Raw genomic sequence first — 14671 nt, 5'->3', positions numbered from 1 at the left:
CACTTATGTGCATACGAAATAAATTTTCCCATGGGAAAAACCAACAATGAGGAGTTAATTTCACAATGAAAATTCGTCCAATCGCCAATGATTTAGAATTGAACGCAGCCCATAATATTGAAATGACCGTGTACACAAAAGAGTCCGCTGCATCGTGGGATGCGTTTCAGATGAGGATGGAAGTGTTCGGGCGCTATTTTCTGCTAGCTGAATCCGATTCAAGTTCTGAGCAGCTAATTGTTGGTGTAGCCAATGGTGTGCAATTGAATCACAGCGACCTCTCGGATGAGAGCATTAAACAGGGTGTTGATTATGATCCTAACGGCCGTTATTTTTGCCTGCTGACGATCGCCGTACATCCTGATTACCAACGGCAAGGGATCGCCGCCAATCTCCTGCAAGAAATGATACGAAAGACCAAAGATGATGGTTTAAAAGGCATTATTTTAATGTGTGAAAAACATTTGATTTCATTCTATGAAAGAAATGGATTTCGGTACATTGGCCCATCGGCATCGGAGCATGGCGGAGTCCAGTGGTATGAAATGAATTTGATATGGCAATAGACGAAAAAAATCTCATCAAAAGAAGGATTTTTATGTTTTCGTCCGAATAATATAGATGATCCATCTTTGTATATTTATTAAACAAACAAAGATAATAAAGGACTAATTCTATTTTCAACAAAGGGTGAATGTATATGTCTTATTTTATGGGGTTAGATTTAGGAACTTCTGCAGTTAAATGTATTCTTGTAGATGACTCAGGAAATGTCATTGGGAGCCATAGCGTTGAGTATCCGCTTCAGCAGCCGCATCCCGGTTGGGCAGAGCAGCATCCTGAGGACTGGTGGAACGCCACCGTCGAGGGTATCCGCGCGCTCTTAACGAAAACAAACATCCCTGGCAGCGATGTTGCAGGTATCGGCTTTTCCGGCCAGATGCACGGGTCGGTCTTCCTTGACGAGGCGCAGCAGGTCATCCGACCTGCGCTGCTCTGGTGCGACCAGCGCACGGCCGAGCAGTGCGCTTACATCGAGTCGACCGTCGGCGAAGCCGAACTCGGCCGACTTACGGGCAATCGGGCGCTGACCGGCTTCACCGCGCCCAAGGTCATTTGGCTCCGGCAGCATGAGCCGGAGAACTACGCACGCGTTCGGCATCTGCTGCTGCCGAAGGACTACGTCAGGCTGCGCCTGACGGGCGCGTTCGGCATGGACATGGCCGACGCAAGCGGCACGCTGCTGCTGGACGTCGCGCACCGCAGCTGGTCGCAAACCGTCGCCGAGCGGTTGGAGATTCCGCTCGAGTGGCTGCCTCCGCTCTTTGAGTCCGGCGACGTAGCCGGCCACCTGCTGCCGGAAGCAGCCAGCCTGACCGGTCTTGCCGCAGGCACGCCGATCGTAGCCGGCGGCGGAGACCAAGCATGCGGCGCCGTAGGTGTTGGCGTCGTCCGCCAAGGCATCGCGTCGGTGGCGCTCGGCACTTCCGGTGTCGTCTTCGTTCACGACGACACGTATCAAGTGGATGAAGCGTACCGGCTTCATTCCTTCTGTCACGGCGTGCCTGGCAAATGGCATCGCATGGGGGTTATGCTGGCGGCCGGCGGCTCGTTCCAGTGGTGGCGCAACCACTTCGCGCACGAGGAGCTTGAGCGTGCGCAGCAGGAAGGCAAAGACGTTTACGAGATCTTGACGTCTGAGGCGTCCACTGCCCCCTTAGGCAGCGAAGGTTTGCTGTTCCTGCCTTACTTGTCCGGGGAGCGGACGCCGCACCCAGACCCCAAAGCCCGCGGCGCCTTCATCGGCCTGAATCTCAGACACAGCAAAGCGCATCTGACCCGCGCCGTTCTTGAAGGCATTACGTTTGGGCTGCGCGACTCTCTTCAACTAATCAGGGAGTCCGGCGTCGAGGTGACTGAACTTCGCGTGAACGGCGGCGGCGCTAGAAGCCCATTCTGGCGTCAAATGATTGCCGACATCTTCGGCATCCCTGTTGTCACCGTTAACTCTACAGACGGGCCTGCTTATGGGGCTGCCATCATGGCTGCTTCAGGGGTCATTGGAGAGGACATCACCTCGCTTTGTGAGAAATGGATCCAAGTGACAGATCGAGTAGAGCCGAATATTGATAATCAGAATAAATACGAAGCTTATTATCAAATCTACCGTGGCCTATACGGCACGCTTCAAAACACTTTCCACCAATTAAGCGACCTTGCCGGTCAATCCTGATTTGTGTAAGAACTAAAAAAGCGGTTGAACAGGAAACCTTCCTGATCAACCGCTTTTATTTATAAGTATGAAGACGCAAAGAAACCCGCCTATGCCGTCCGGTTTTTGTGCTTCAAACCCGCTCTCGCAGGTGGGTGTCCGCAGAAGTGTATTTGAGGTCCCCTTTCGAGGGCATGTCAGCCACACTTCGATTTAGGTCTCCCTAGAAACAGTCATTGGTTTAAAACAACTTAAAACCGTTACGTACATCGCAGGATTCTTTTGTAGTTCTTATTATAGTGCTGTACCGGCTGATAATCAACTGGTAGCTTTATTCTCTATTCTTTTCGTCATTTTTATGCAGACTAACCGTAGAATTTTTAGTTTCTGTTTCTTCCTCGACCAAATCCTCCGAGTTCGCTTCAGCTTCAGCCTCAGCTTCTTCAAGCTTCTGCTGCTCTTTCTCTTCGAGTTCCTGCTGCTTAATTTGCAATTTCGTGAAACTGCGGTTAAACTGCCAAAATGAAAAAGTTGCCATAATGCTTCCCATGAAGAATACAACAAGGAAGAAATTAAACTTCGTAACACAAATGTAGAAAATAGCCCCATTACAAAGCAGCAACACGATGGAGTTGATTGGATTTCCAATTGAAATCAAGACGGAATTTTTCAAAATTTGAAAAATCTTCATATGCAGGTGAACCATGATGGAAAAGAAATTAAATAAGGAAATGATCATGATGACCGTGAATGCAATGAACAAAACGGCCAATATTTTGAGCGAACTTCCTTGTTTTAAGTAAAAGAAGTAATTCACGCTAATGATGACGAAGATGAGAACAAAGAAAATACCGCCAACCATACTTTGCACGTAATTTTCTTTATATCCGCGAAAAAATGTTTTCAACAGAGGCACATCTTCTTCTCCAGTAACCCATTTCCTAGCAACCGCGAACATCGCAGTAGTCGCCGGGAATAAAGTAAACGGTGCCAAAATTGCGATGATCGGTAACATGGCTTTCAGCCCATCAGGAGATGGACTAACCAAACCCATAAAACCAAAAAAGAAAACCGGAATTGAACACAAAATCCATAAAAGATTGATCACCGATAAACGCATGATCCATTCTGATATTTTGTAAAGTCCTCCCATTACTCCTCTAAACTCCAAACCCGCTTCCTCCTTAGCGTTTCCTTCAGGAAACTTTCTACGTTGATAGTCCATAAGTCATCAAAAAGCTTGTCTCGCCAACCTTGGTTTAATTATAGCCTATTTTTGAACATTAAGGTAGACGTCTAGTCATTCTAGGTTCTTCAACGATTGAAAAAAGGCGAAGATCCTTCAAGGATCTCCGCCATTATTTTGTGGGTGTAACCCCTTATTTATTTACCAAAGTGTCTTCGCTTTTACGAGGAGCTCTGGAACGATCGCGGTTGCCCGGGTTGTTGCTTCCGTATTCACGGTTTCTGGAAGAGGAACTGCGTCCTTCTCCACCTTCTCTGTTTGAACCGTAATCTCTACCGCCATCTTTACGCGGGTAACGGGAGTTGGAGCTGCCGGAACCGGAGCCGTATCCGCCACCTTGGCGACGATCTCCTGAACCGGAACCATATCCGCCACCAACGCGACGGCCTGAGCTGCGCACGTCGAATTTTTTCTTTCTAGCACGGATTGGATCTTCCGGAGTCAACTCGATATTCAGTTCTTTTTTGTCGCCTGTCAAAAGCTTCATAGCCGCTGCAAGCAAGTTAACAGAATCATATTGCTCAAGCATTTGAATAGCCAAACCTTTGAATTCGAATTGTGCATCATTTTGAAGCACATCAAGAATACGCTCAGCTGTCATTTTTTGCTTGCCTTCGATCGCTTCTGCCAAGCTAGGCAATGGCTTTTTGCTAATTTTATGACGAGTAACTTTCTCGATGAAGTGCAAGTGATCGATTTCTCTTGGTGTTACGAATGTCCAAGCTGTACCTTCTTTACCAGCACGTCCTGTACGACCGATACGGTGAACGTAGCTTTCCGGATCTTGCGGAAGGTCAAAGTTGATAACATGCGTTACGCCAGACACGTCAAGTCCACGAGCCGCTACATCCGTAGCAACGAGCACATCGATGCTTCCGTCACGGAATTTTCTCATCACATTATCACGTTGATTTTGGGACAAATCGCCGTGTAAACCTTCTGCTGCATAACCTCTTTTTTGTAGAGCTTCCGCTAATTCATCAACGCGGCGTTTTGTACGTCCGAAGATGATGGCCAGTTCCGGAGCTTCCATATCAAGCAAGCGGCTTAATGCTTCGAATTTTTGTTTTTCGTGCAATTCGATATAAGCTTGATCAATCAACGGTGCGCTGACTTGTTTCGGGATCACCGATACATGCTCAGGATTACGAAGGAACTGCTGTGCCAATCTCTGGATGTTCGTTGGCATTGTTGCTGAGAACAACATGGTGTGGCGCTCTTCCGGAACAAGCTTCAAGATGGATTGGATATCATCCATGAAGCCCATGTCAAGCATTTCATCTGCTTCGTCCAAGATAACCGTTTGAACATCATCAAGCTTAATCGTTTTGCGATTAATGTGGTCAAGTAAACGACCAGGCGTACCGATAATGATTTGAGGTTTCTTTTTAAGTGCACGAATTTGTTTTACAATATCCTGTCCACCATAAATAGGTAAGGAACGAATGCCTTTGAAACGGCCGAGTTTCTCAATCTCTTCCGCAACCTGGATGGCAAGTTCCCGTGTTGGACACATAATAAGAGCAGAAATACGCTCTTCTTTCATATTAATTTTGTGGATTAGCGGGATACCGAAAGCTGCTGTTTTACCAGTACCGGTTTGTGCTTGACCGATCAGATCTCGGCCTTCCATGGCTAACGGAATCGTTTTTTCTTGAATCGGTGTGGATTCTTCAAACCCCATCTCCGTTACCGCACGTAGAATCGCCGGCTCTAAACCAAACTCCTGAAATGTTTTCAAATAAATTCAATCTCCTTTTGTACAGGGCAGGCTAATGCCTTGTATCTTTTTTACCCTTAAGTACGACTTCCTATCCGTGTCTATAGTTTCTTGGTGGATAACATTTCGATTCATCATCTTCCATGATCCAATGGGCCGCCCTTAAGAACATCTAAAGTATTATAGCACAAGTTATATGCACAATGCCAGAGGCTGCTTTCATGAGCATATCAAATGATGAGAACGAAACCTTAAGCATAAGCTAAACGTATTACAGGTTAGAACAACATTCGGAACAGAGGAGAGTTTTCAATGTCCATATTTAAACGTGTAAGCAACATTTTGCGAAGCCAGAAACAAATACCGGAAACAACCCCTGCCGGCAACCCGCTTGAAGACGCCAAAGTTGGGGATATTGTAAATGTAGACTTAGAGGAATACGTCATATCCGGTAAAGTCGTTTATTTTGACCGCGGTTTTGCTCCGCATCGCTACGCCTATTATTTGCAAAGCGGCAGAAATATTCAGTGTCTGATTGTGGAAAAAGGACGAACCTATGATTGCTTCCTATGCAGCTTTGTTGAAGGAGCACTTGATGATCCCAATGATGTCCCGACACGGCTTGAACTAGATGACGATTTGACGTTCGACTTGGAGTTTCATCGTAATGATGTTACGCGGACAGAAGGAAATACCGATTTCCGAAGTGGTGATGATGTCATCTTCTGGCGCTACTTCGGCCCTGATCGCAGATTCTTCTTCCTTCAATGGCAAGATGGCAAGTTTATCGCCGCCGAAGGGGAGCGCACGCCGGGGAATCAGATTAAATTTTTGAAATCGACGCATTAATTCACCTGTGATATCATTTAGTCATACCCCAAAAGGAGGGTTTACTGTAAAGTGAAAAGATGGACCTCATGGCTTTCCTTCCTATTGATCATCGCCCTTCTGACCGGGTGTGGCGCTGATGCCGTACGATATATTAAAGATGAGTACCCGCTTGTCAGTGTAGAAGGCAAAGGCACTAACCTTTCTAAAGTATATTTGGTTGAAGGAAAAAATGTCCCTGCTGTTGCAACTGAACTAGCCGCGAAAGAGTCACCGAAAGAAAAGAGCAAGGAATCAGAAGATCAAATGTTCCTTGTTTATAGCGATAAAGTCATTAACATTCAGAAAGATCCGAATGAAAGCAAGAACACCCTGGTTCAGGTAGATAGTATTGAATATGCAAAAACGCATTATGATTCTTCCTTCTTACAAGGTTTTTTGACAGCGGCTCTACTACAGAACCTCTTCGGAGGAAGCTGGTACAATAATAAAGGATCTTACGATTATCGGGGCTATACGAAGACACCGACCTATAATGCAGGCTCTGGCAAAGCAACTACGCCGACTACCGATACCTCCAAGGATAAGAAACCGACTACATCGGATCGAACGGGTACTTTCAAGAGCGGGACGGCAAATCCCAGCTCAGGCAGCTCCTCTACGTCTCGTAAAAACGACGGGTCAACACCTAGTAAGGTGACGAAGCCTTCAACCAGTAAGCCAAGCACATCAAAGAAAACCGGCTCCTTCAAAAGGCGCTAGTCACTTGGGAAAAGCTGTTGTCCACGAAATGGACACAGCTTTTTTATTTCTGTTTAATTTAATTAAACAACGGTTAAATAATGATTGAAGTTTTGAAAGAATGAATTATACTTGCATTATGCTGCATACTATTTTAGAGGTGATTTTTTTTGAAAAAAGCGCTGGATGCCATCATCATTTTAGTTGGCGCTCTGCTTGTCGCGGTTGGCTTCAATATGTTTCTCATCCCTCACCAGCTGCTTAGCGGCGGGGTGTCGGGATTCGCCATGATTATCGGGTATTTTACGAACTGGAACATCGGCTTATTATATTTAATTTTTAACCTGCCCCTCATGATTTGGGGAATGATTGTGATCGGCCGCAGATTCATTATGATCAGCGTTGCATCTGTCATTTTAACCTCGTGGCTGATGCAGATCCTGCCTACGAGTTATGTGGCGCAGGAGCCTATTCTTGGCGCGGTGTTCGGCGGCGTATTGATCGGGATCGGAAGCGGTATCACCTTAAGGATTGGCGGTTCCACCGGCGGCTTTGATATTGTAGGCTTGATTTTAACCCGCAAATTTGATTTTCCTCTGGGTACGATTATCTCCGGTATGAACGGTATCGTAATTGTCGCTCTCGGTTATTTTAAAAATAATTGGGACCTCGCCCTCTTCTCCATGTTAGCCATCTATATCTGTGGGAAAGTCGTCGATACGGTACATATTCGCCATGTTAAGGTGACGGCGTTCATCGTTACGAAACAGAAGGATGAGTTGACTCATGAGCTGCTGCAGCTTCCCCGAGGCGTCACACTAGTAAAAACAGAAGGCGCTTATACGAAACAACAACATGATATGCTCATGACCGTCACAACTCGCTATGAGCTCGCTGAGCTAAAACGAATTATTAAGAAGATAGATCCAAAAGCGTTCGTAAATATCGTTGAAACCGTTGGTGTCGTTGGCGAATTCCGCAAGCTGAAGTCGTAAATCGTGTAACCAGCCTCTTTCATCCAGATTAAATTGTGTTATAATGATTGTAATTTCATATAGTTCTGGTTTCATCGTGAGTGGTTCAGGCGTAGTTCTTATTCTAATCTTATGATTGGAAGGGTGATGCTTGTGGAAACAGTCAAATTATCCAGGATTGTAATGAAATTAACACCCGAGTTGTACCCCTTCTTAACCAGCTGTGAGCTGGACTCTGAGATCGTCCTTCGGTTTGGTATCGAGGCGCTCGAGGCGGAAGATGTCATGGAGATTATTCAATTCAGCATTTCGGAACATCATAAAGACGCCCTTTATCATTAAGGGGCGTCTTTTTCTGCGAATGCACATTTTTTTACAACATTGTTATTCAGTTTGTAATAATTAGGCTATATAGGTTATTATAATAACATGATATAATAGTGCATAAAGATAAATTATTGGAGGTGTCTAGCATGGGAGCATTATCTCCTTGGCACATCATCTTAATCGCAATTGTTGCCCTTCTCTTGTTCGGGCCTAATAAACTGCCTGAACTTGGCAGAGGTTTTGGCAAAATGTTTCGTGAATTCAAAGATGCAACGAGTGGAAACGGCGGTAACAATACATCTGATGATCAGCCAGTACCGGCTCGTAAAGAGATCAATCCTGCTGAAGTGAAGAATGCAGAGACAGGTCAGATAAACAAATAATAAAAAGCACCCGGTAATATTTTTCTACAGGGTGCTTTTATTTTTTTAACTTCTGCTGCGCATAACGGTTTGTGTTCCTAGGAACATCACCGCCGCGATAGCCGACATGACGGTCGCGAACACGTACATGCTGGCGCCTCCCCACTGTTCACTTAACCAGCCCCCTATGGAACCTCCGATGATTCCTGCTAGCCCCATGAACACCATGGCAAGTATGGATTGCCCCGTTGATCCGAACTGCTCCGGCAGCAACCGAACGACATATTGTACGGCGACAATCCATAACACGGCGAAAGTGAGCATTTGTGTCACTTGCAGGCCGATTAACACCCAAGGGTCGGTAATCACCGAATAAAGAATCCAACGGATTGTATAAATAATCGCAACAATTCCAAGAATGGTCAGCTCATGATAGCGGTGGATGTAGCGATTAATTAAGGCAAATACAGGAATTTCGCTGCAGGCCGCAATCGCCCATGCCCAGCTTACCATCGAATCCGTGGCACCCAATTTATTGAGATATAAGCCCAGTAGTGCATCATTCATACGATGCGGGATTGAAATAATCAAGATCATTAACATAAACCACAGGAAGCTTTTACTTTTAAAAATAATGCTAATAGCACTTAGGGTAATACGTTGCCCGCTGCTCTTCTCATCCTTAATAAAGGCTAGAAGCAGAAATGGAAATATCCACAATACCCAATAAAAATAAGGCATTTTGGCTACCCCGCCCAATTCATCCAGCAGCAGCCCCGAAATTAGTGCAACTCCCGAGAAACCGATGGAGCCCCACACCCGAACTGAGCCATAAGACATTCCACGAACAGCCGTTGACTTCACGACCAAATTATCAATAAGTGGGATCGATGGCAGCAAAAAGAAATAAAGCAGAAGGATGAAGCCTAATGTAAGTCCGAATCCACTCGTTAAAAAAAGCCCGATGCTGCCTAATAAGGATAGCACCCACAACAAAAATACGATATTTTTCACGGAATTGAATCTATCGCTTACATAGCCCCAAAAGGGTTGAGCGAATATCGAGATAAAGGGGCCAATCATCATTAACAGTCCAATTTCAGCTGCTGTGTAGCCTTTCGTTTGCAAATATAAGGGTAAATAGGGCATTAAGATTGCGCTTGAAGCATAGTAAAAAAAGTTAACTCCCGACAAAGATACAATTTGCTTATCAAGTTTCAACAACGACTACCTTCTTTCTACAACTCTCAACAAATTTCCTCTGTGCGGAGCTTGCTGCTTGCTTTATAATAAAGCAGAGAACAAGATTGGAGAGGACTTATACATCATGGAAATTTTACTTGCTTCACTTGCCCTGATTTGGGGCAATGTTACTGCCGCTAACCCTGACGCAAGCTTCGAGCAGCTCGTACAAGCATCTTTGGACGCTAAAAATGCCGTAGCAATCGTTCAACCAGCCCCTACAAACGATCCAACTGATCCTCTCGCCCCAGTAAACAAACTAGATCCGCAAAAAGACGCACCCAAGGTTAAAGGTATCTATGCGACTGCGCATAGCGCAGGAGGTTCCCGTCTCAATACACTTGTGAAATTAATGGACGACACGGAACTGAACGCCATGGTTATCGACGTCAAAGACGATTGGGGTTACATCACGTGGGAAACAGGCAATCCAGAGCTGGACGCAATGGGTACCACCCAGAAAATCATTGGCAATATGCCCGGTCTCATGACTACGCTTAATGAACATAACATTTATCCCATTGCACGCATCGTAGTATTCAAGGACACCGTTCTTGCCAAAAAGAAACCGGAACTCTCTTTCGTTAACCCTGACGGCACGGTTTGGGGCAATGGCAAAAATCCGCCGGACAGCTTCGTAAATCCATATAACAAAGAAGTATGGGATTACAATATTGCTGTCGCCAAAGAAGCCGTCAAAGCCGGTTTCAAAGAAATTCAGTTCGACTACGTCCGCTTTCCGGAAGGCTTCGAGAAAAGAGCAGACACACTCAAATACACCAAAGATGATCGTCCTCGCATCGATGCTGTAGCTTCTTTCGTCAAATATGCCAAAGAACAATTGCAGCCGCTTGGTGTACGTGTTTCCGTTGATATTTTCGGATATGCCGCATCGGTTCCGGCAGCTGAAGGGATTGGACAAGATTTCGAGAAAATTTCTCAAAATGTCGATGTCATTTCCCCGATGATTTATCCGAGTCATTATAGTACGGGCTGGTTTGGCGCTAAAGTACCAGATGCCGCTCCTTATGTGACAATTAACGGTGCATCGAAGGATACAACGAAGAAATTAGAAGCCATTGACAAAAAAGGTTGGAAGCCCGTCGTTCGCCCGTGGATTCAAGATTTCACCGCCTCATGGGTACAGGGTTACATTAAATACGGTCCACATGAGGTACAAGAACAAATTCGCGCACTGAAAGATAATGGCGTAGACGAATTCTTGCTTTGGAATGCTAATAACAACTACACACCTAATGTTAGTTATTAATCAAGGAAACACCCTGAGGCTATGTACCTCAGGGTGTTTTATCGTATAATCAAGAATATGTTACCAGATTTGATGCCAAGCTGTACACAAAAAGTTACAACAAGCGAATAGCAATAACAAGTGATACTCTGAAGGAGTTGAAGTAATGAAAATTGTCGCCATTACGGATATGGATCTGTCCTTGATGCAAGAGCAGATGCCGCAAGATCTAAAGGACCGCACCCAGTTCCAATGGTTTAGATCTTCAAAAGATGCTCAAGAACATATTGCTGATGCTGAAGTCATCATTACAGCCGGCCGGATTAATCCGGAATACGCTACCAGAGAAAAATCCCCTAAACTCAGATGGATGCAAACCTTATCCGCCGGGGTGGACAAGCTGCCGCTACACGAGTTGGCAGAACGCCAAATCCCGCTGACGAACGCGCGCGGAGTACATACGATTCAGATGAGTGAGTTCACGCTCAGTCTTATGCTTCAGTGGGTGCGTAAGTCCAACAAGCTGTATGAATGCCAGCTTCAGAAAGAATGGTATCAACGCATCTCCGTCGGCGAGCTTGCCGGTAAAACGCTAGGCATTGTTGGAGCCGGCGCCATTGGTGAAGCCGTCGCCCGCAAAGCGAATGCTTTTGATATGTCGGTCATCGGTTTAAATCGCTCAGGTACGCCACAGCCTGGTTATGATCAAACGCTCAGCGGCGATGAGGGGCTCCGCAGTCTGCTTGCCCAGAGCGATTTCGTTGTTCTGCTTCTTCCTAGCACTCCGAAAACACGAGGTTTAATTACGAAAGAACATTTAAGCCTAATGAAGGAGAGCGCCTTTCTGATCAATCTTGCTCGAGGCGATGTGATTGATGAAGGCGCATTGACGCTTATGCTGCAGGAAGGCAAGCTCGCCGGAGCAGCGCTCGATGTTTTCGAGCAAGAACCTTTGCCAGCGACTTCTCCCCTCTGGAGTATGGCGAACGTAATCGTCACTCCGCATATTGCAGGTTCATCCTCGCATTATACAGAGCGTGTATCTGCAATCTTTTATCATAATTTGCGGGCGCTCTTGGACGGTGGAGAAATGATGAACTTGGTGAACATTCACGAAGGCTATTAAACCACAAACGCACCTTCATCTAGCGGAATTGCTTCCGAAAGATAAGGTGCGTTTTATCGTTATTTGGCAGTTATCGCTGCCAAACCTCTCATATAGGGACGAAGAGCCGCAGGAAGATAGATCGAGCCATCCGCTTGTTGATGGTTTTCAAGCAAGGGAATCAGAATACGCGGTGTAGCTACAGCTGTATTGTTAAGTGTGTAACAGTAGTGCAGTTCACCATTCTGATCCCGGTAACGCAGTCCGCTGCGGCGTGCTTGAAAGTCAAGCAGGCTTGACGACGAGTGCGTCTCGCCATAGGCATTACGGCTCGGCATCCATGTTTCGATATCGTACTGCTTATAATTTTTGGCTCCCATATCACCGGCGCACACGGCAACGATTCGATATGGCAGCTCCAGCAGATCCAGAATGTCTTCCGCATTTCGCGTGATCTGCTCCAACATAAGATTCGCCGTCTCCGGATCATTTTTGCAAATAACGACCTGCTCAACCTTCGCAAATTGATGAACGCGATACAATCCACGCACATCCCTACCCGCCGAACCAGCCTCCTTACGAAAGCAATTCGATACGGCTGCCAGCTGAACAGCGCCTTCCGAGAGATCTACAATTTCATTCGCATAGTACGAAACAAGCGGGCCTTCCGAAGTACCTGCTAACCATTTGTTCTCATCCTGCAGCTCATAGGTCTGATCCTTGCCTGCCGGAAAGAACGCTGCGTTCACCAGCGTTTCTTCACGAACCATCAACGGTACATCCATGACCGTAAAACCACGATCCGTTAACAAATCAATGGCCAGCTGTTGAACCGCCCGGTGTAAATACAACCCCATACCTTTGAGGTAATAATTGCGGGTTCCCGCTACTTTTACACCTCTTGGTATATCCAGAATGTCTAGATCTTCCCCGATTTGCAGATGATCGCGAGGCTCGAAAGGAAATGATGCAGGCTCTCTTACGATTTTCACGACGACATTGTCTTGATCCGTAGCGCCCTCAGGTGTGTCAGGCGAAGCAAGATTCGGCACTGCCAGCATGAGCACTTTGAACCTTTCCTCATAATGCGCAAGCTCCTCTTCGTCCGCTGCCAGGCTTACATTCCAGCTGCGAACCTGCTCCTTCAGCTTATCGGCCTCCGCTCGGTTCTTTTCAGCCATTAACGTTGCAATTTGTGCTGTAGCTCGATTACGTTCAGCTCGAAGTAGATCAACACGATGCTGCATCTGCCTCTTCTTCTCTTCTACTTCGAGAAGCTCTTCCAAGGGACATGTCATTCCCTTACGCTTGGCAGCTTCTTTCACCTGATCTTGATTGTTGCGAATCCATTTGATATCCAACATTTTCCGTCACCGCTTCCTTTTCGATTATGAGAAAAAGACAAAAAACGCCCTTGTCCGAATTGGGACGAGGAGCGTTCTGCTCGCGGTGCCACCCAACTTGATGACGGCAATATCTTGCCATCATCCGCTTGGTTCCGCGATAACGGGCGGTGCCGGTTTACTTAGAGAGAGCGATGCTTATTCAGTCATCAGCCGTTCCGATCATAAACGTCTCCGAGTTGGATGCTCTTCATAGACATAATGTCGCTTTGTACGTTGTTGGCTATTATAGACGAAGTCAATCCTCAGGTCAATAGGCTCTCTGCTTACTGGGCTTATTGGGATAAACGACTTGCCAATTCATATAACTCTGTGTTGAATTCACGTTTCGTATTAACAACTAAGTCGATATCCGTAGCGACTAACTCGCCTTTGATGACACCGCAAGCTTTGGAAGAATCGCCTTCCATCAGTCTGCGAACGGCAAAATCCCCAAGACGGCTTGCCAAGATACGATCGTTATGCGTTGGTGTTCCACCACGTTGGATGTGACCAAGAACCGTAACACGCGGCTCAATACCGACTACCTCATTGATTTGTTTCGCAACTCCGTCGCCAGTGCCTGCTCCTTCAGCGATCAGGATAATACTGTGACGTTTGCCATGAGAGAAGTTCTCTTTCATACGGTTAGCCACTTCGCAGATGTCAACTTCAACCTCTGGAACGATGATGGTTTCCGCACCGCTAGCTAATCCCGCGTAAAGCGCAATTTCTCCGCAGTGACGGCCCATAACTTCTACAACGGATGAACGCTCGTGGGAGGTCATGGTGTCGCGAAGCTTATTAATCGCGTCTACGACGATACTTACCGCTGTATCGAAACCGATCGTAAAGTCTGTAAACGGAATGTCATTGTCGATTGTCCCTGGCAGACCCATCGTTTTGATACCCAGTTTACTTAGTTTGTTGGCTCCTTGGTAGGACCCGTCCCCACCGATAACAACCAAGCCGTCAATCCCACGTTTACGCAGGTTATCCGCCCCGATTTGTTGGCCTTCCGGAGTCAAAAATTCTTTGCAACGTGCTGTCTGTAGGATCGTTCCGCCACGTTGAATGATATCTCCAACGCTTCTAAGATCCATTTTGCGAATATCATCGTTGATTAAACCATGATAGCCACGTTGCACGGCATAAACTTCAAGTCCATGGAATAATGCGCTTCTGACAACCGCACGAACCGCTGCATTCATTCCCTGGGAGTCTCCACCGCTTGTTAAAACTGCAATTGATTTTACTGCTGACATTTCAATTTCCTCCTTCAA

14 protein-coding genes and 1 other RNA gene are annotated in these 14671 nt (G+C 46.3%); 9 read left to right on the top strand and 6 right to left on the bottom strand.

Annotated elements, in window-relative coordinates:
- Positions 1-65: 65 nt before the first annotated feature.
- A complete protein-coding gene (locus ACKTT9_RS10330) occupies positions 66-566 on the top strand; it encodes a GNAT family N-acetyltransferase (protein WP_407871467.1) in 501 nt (166 codons plus the stop codon).
- Between the two features lie 134 nt (positions 567-700).
- Positions 701-2233, top strand: a complete 1533-nt coding sequence (gene xylB / locus ACKTT9_RS10325; protein WP_407871466.1) for a xylulokinase — start codon at positions 701-703, stop codon at positions 2231-2233.
- Between the two features lie 78 nt (positions 2234-2311).
- On the opposite strand, the gene ssrS is transcribed toward xylB, so the two are convergent.
- The 3 genes from ssrS to ACKTT9_RS10310 form a co-directional block, all read right to left on the bottom strand.
- A non-coding RNA gene (gene ssrS / locus ACKTT9_RS10320) (6S RNA) lies at positions 2312-2493 on the bottom strand.
- 50 nt (positions 2494-2543) lie between these two features.
- The gene (locus tag ACKTT9_RS10315; RefSeq protein ID WP_407871465.1) at positions 2544-3383 is read right to left on the bottom strand and encodes a YesL family protein; all 840 of its coding nucleotides are present in this window, start codon (positions 3381-3383) and stop codon (positions 2544-2546) included.
- A 208-nt stretch (positions 3384-3591) separates the two neighbouring features.
- Positions 3592-5199, bottom strand: coding sequence for a DEAD/DEAH box helicase (locus ACKTT9_RS10310; RefSeq protein WP_127454586.1), 1608 nt, complete (start codon positions 5197-5199; stop codon positions 3592-3594).
- Between the two features lie 291 nt (positions 5200-5490).
- Between ACKTT9_RS10310 and ACKTT9_RS10305 the strand changes: the two genes are divergently transcribed.
- The 5 genes from ACKTT9_RS10305 (at position 5491) to ACKTT9_RS10285 (ending at position 8431) form a co-directional block, all read left to right on the top strand.
- Positions 5491-6027, top strand: coding sequence for a DUF4178 domain-containing protein (locus tag ACKTT9_RS10305; protein WP_157322653.1), 537 nt, complete (start codon positions 5491-5493; stop codon positions 6025-6027).
- Positions 6028-6078: 51 nt separating this feature from the next.
- Positions 6079-6768 (top strand): DUF4247 domain-containing protein, encoded by a 690-nt coding sequence (locus ACKTT9_RS10300; RefSeq protein ID WP_407871464.1) that lies wholly within the window; start codon positions 6079-6081, stop codon positions 6766-6768.
- A 149-nt stretch (positions 6769-6917) separates the two neighbouring features.
- Positions 6918-7742, top strand: a complete 825-nt coding sequence (locus ACKTT9_RS10295; protein WP_127454592.1) for a YitT family protein — start codon at positions 6918-6920, stop codon at positions 7740-7742.
- 126 nt (positions 7743-7868) lie between these two features.
- Positions 7869-8063 (top strand): hypothetical protein, encoded by a 195-nt coding sequence (locus tag ACKTT9_RS10290; protein WP_079413795.1) that lies wholly within the window; start codon positions 7869-7871, stop codon positions 8061-8063.
- Between the two features lie 131 nt (positions 8064-8194).
- Positions 8195-8431 carry a twin-arginine translocase TatA/TatE family subunit gene (locus ACKTT9_RS10285; protein WP_407871463.1) on the top strand — a complete coding sequence of 79 codons (237 nt, stop codon included), beginning with the start codon at positions 8195-8197 and terminating at the stop codon, positions 8429-8431.
- Positions 8432-8476: 45 nt separating this feature from the next.
- On the opposite strand, the gene ACKTT9_RS10280 is transcribed toward ACKTT9_RS10285, so the two are convergent.
- A complete protein-coding gene (locus ACKTT9_RS10280) occupies positions 8477-9634 on the bottom strand; it encodes an MFS transporter (protein ID WP_407871462.1) in 1158 nt (385 codons plus the stop codon).
- A 103-nt stretch (positions 9635-9737) separates the two neighbouring features.
- Between ACKTT9_RS10280 and ACKTT9_RS10275 the strand changes: the two genes are divergently transcribed.
- Together ACKTT9_RS10275 and ACKTT9_RS10270 are read left to right on the top strand one after the other, a co-directional pair.
- Complete coding sequence (locus ACKTT9_RS10275; protein ID WP_407871461.1) at positions 9738-10922, top strand: putative glycoside hydrolase; 1185 nt, start codon at positions 9738-9740, stop codon at positions 10920-10922.
- Between the two features lie 145 nt (positions 10923-11067).
- The gene (locus tag ACKTT9_RS10270) at positions 11068-12027 is read left to right on the top strand and encodes a D-2-hydroxyacid dehydrogenase (RefSeq protein WP_407871460.1); all 960 of its coding nucleotides are present in this window, start codon (positions 11068-11070) and stop codon (positions 12025-12027) included.
- A 59-nt stretch (positions 12028-12086) separates the two neighbouring features.
- Here the strand turns inward: ACKTT9_RS10270 and serS are convergent, their stop codons facing one another.
- Entirely contained in the window at positions 12087-13370 is a 1284-nt protein-coding gene (serS, locus tag ACKTT9_RS10265) for a serine--tRNA ligase (RefSeq protein WP_407871459.1), read from the bottom strand.
- A gap of 314 nt (positions 13371-13684) precedes the next feature.
- A complete protein-coding gene (gene pfkA / locus ACKTT9_RS10260) occupies positions 13685-14653 on the bottom strand; it encodes a 6-phosphofructokinase (protein ID WP_407871458.1) in 969 nt (322 codons plus the stop codon).
- Between the last annotated feature and the right edge of the window lie 18 nt (positions 14654-14671).

The organism is Paenibacillus sp. P36, assembly GCF_045866505.1.
Lineage (GTDB): Bacteria > Bacillota > Bacilli > Paenibacillales > NBRC-103111 > Paenibacillus_E > Paenibacillus_E chondroitinus.
This window is presented reverse-complemented; position numbering and strand designations above follow the sequence as displayed.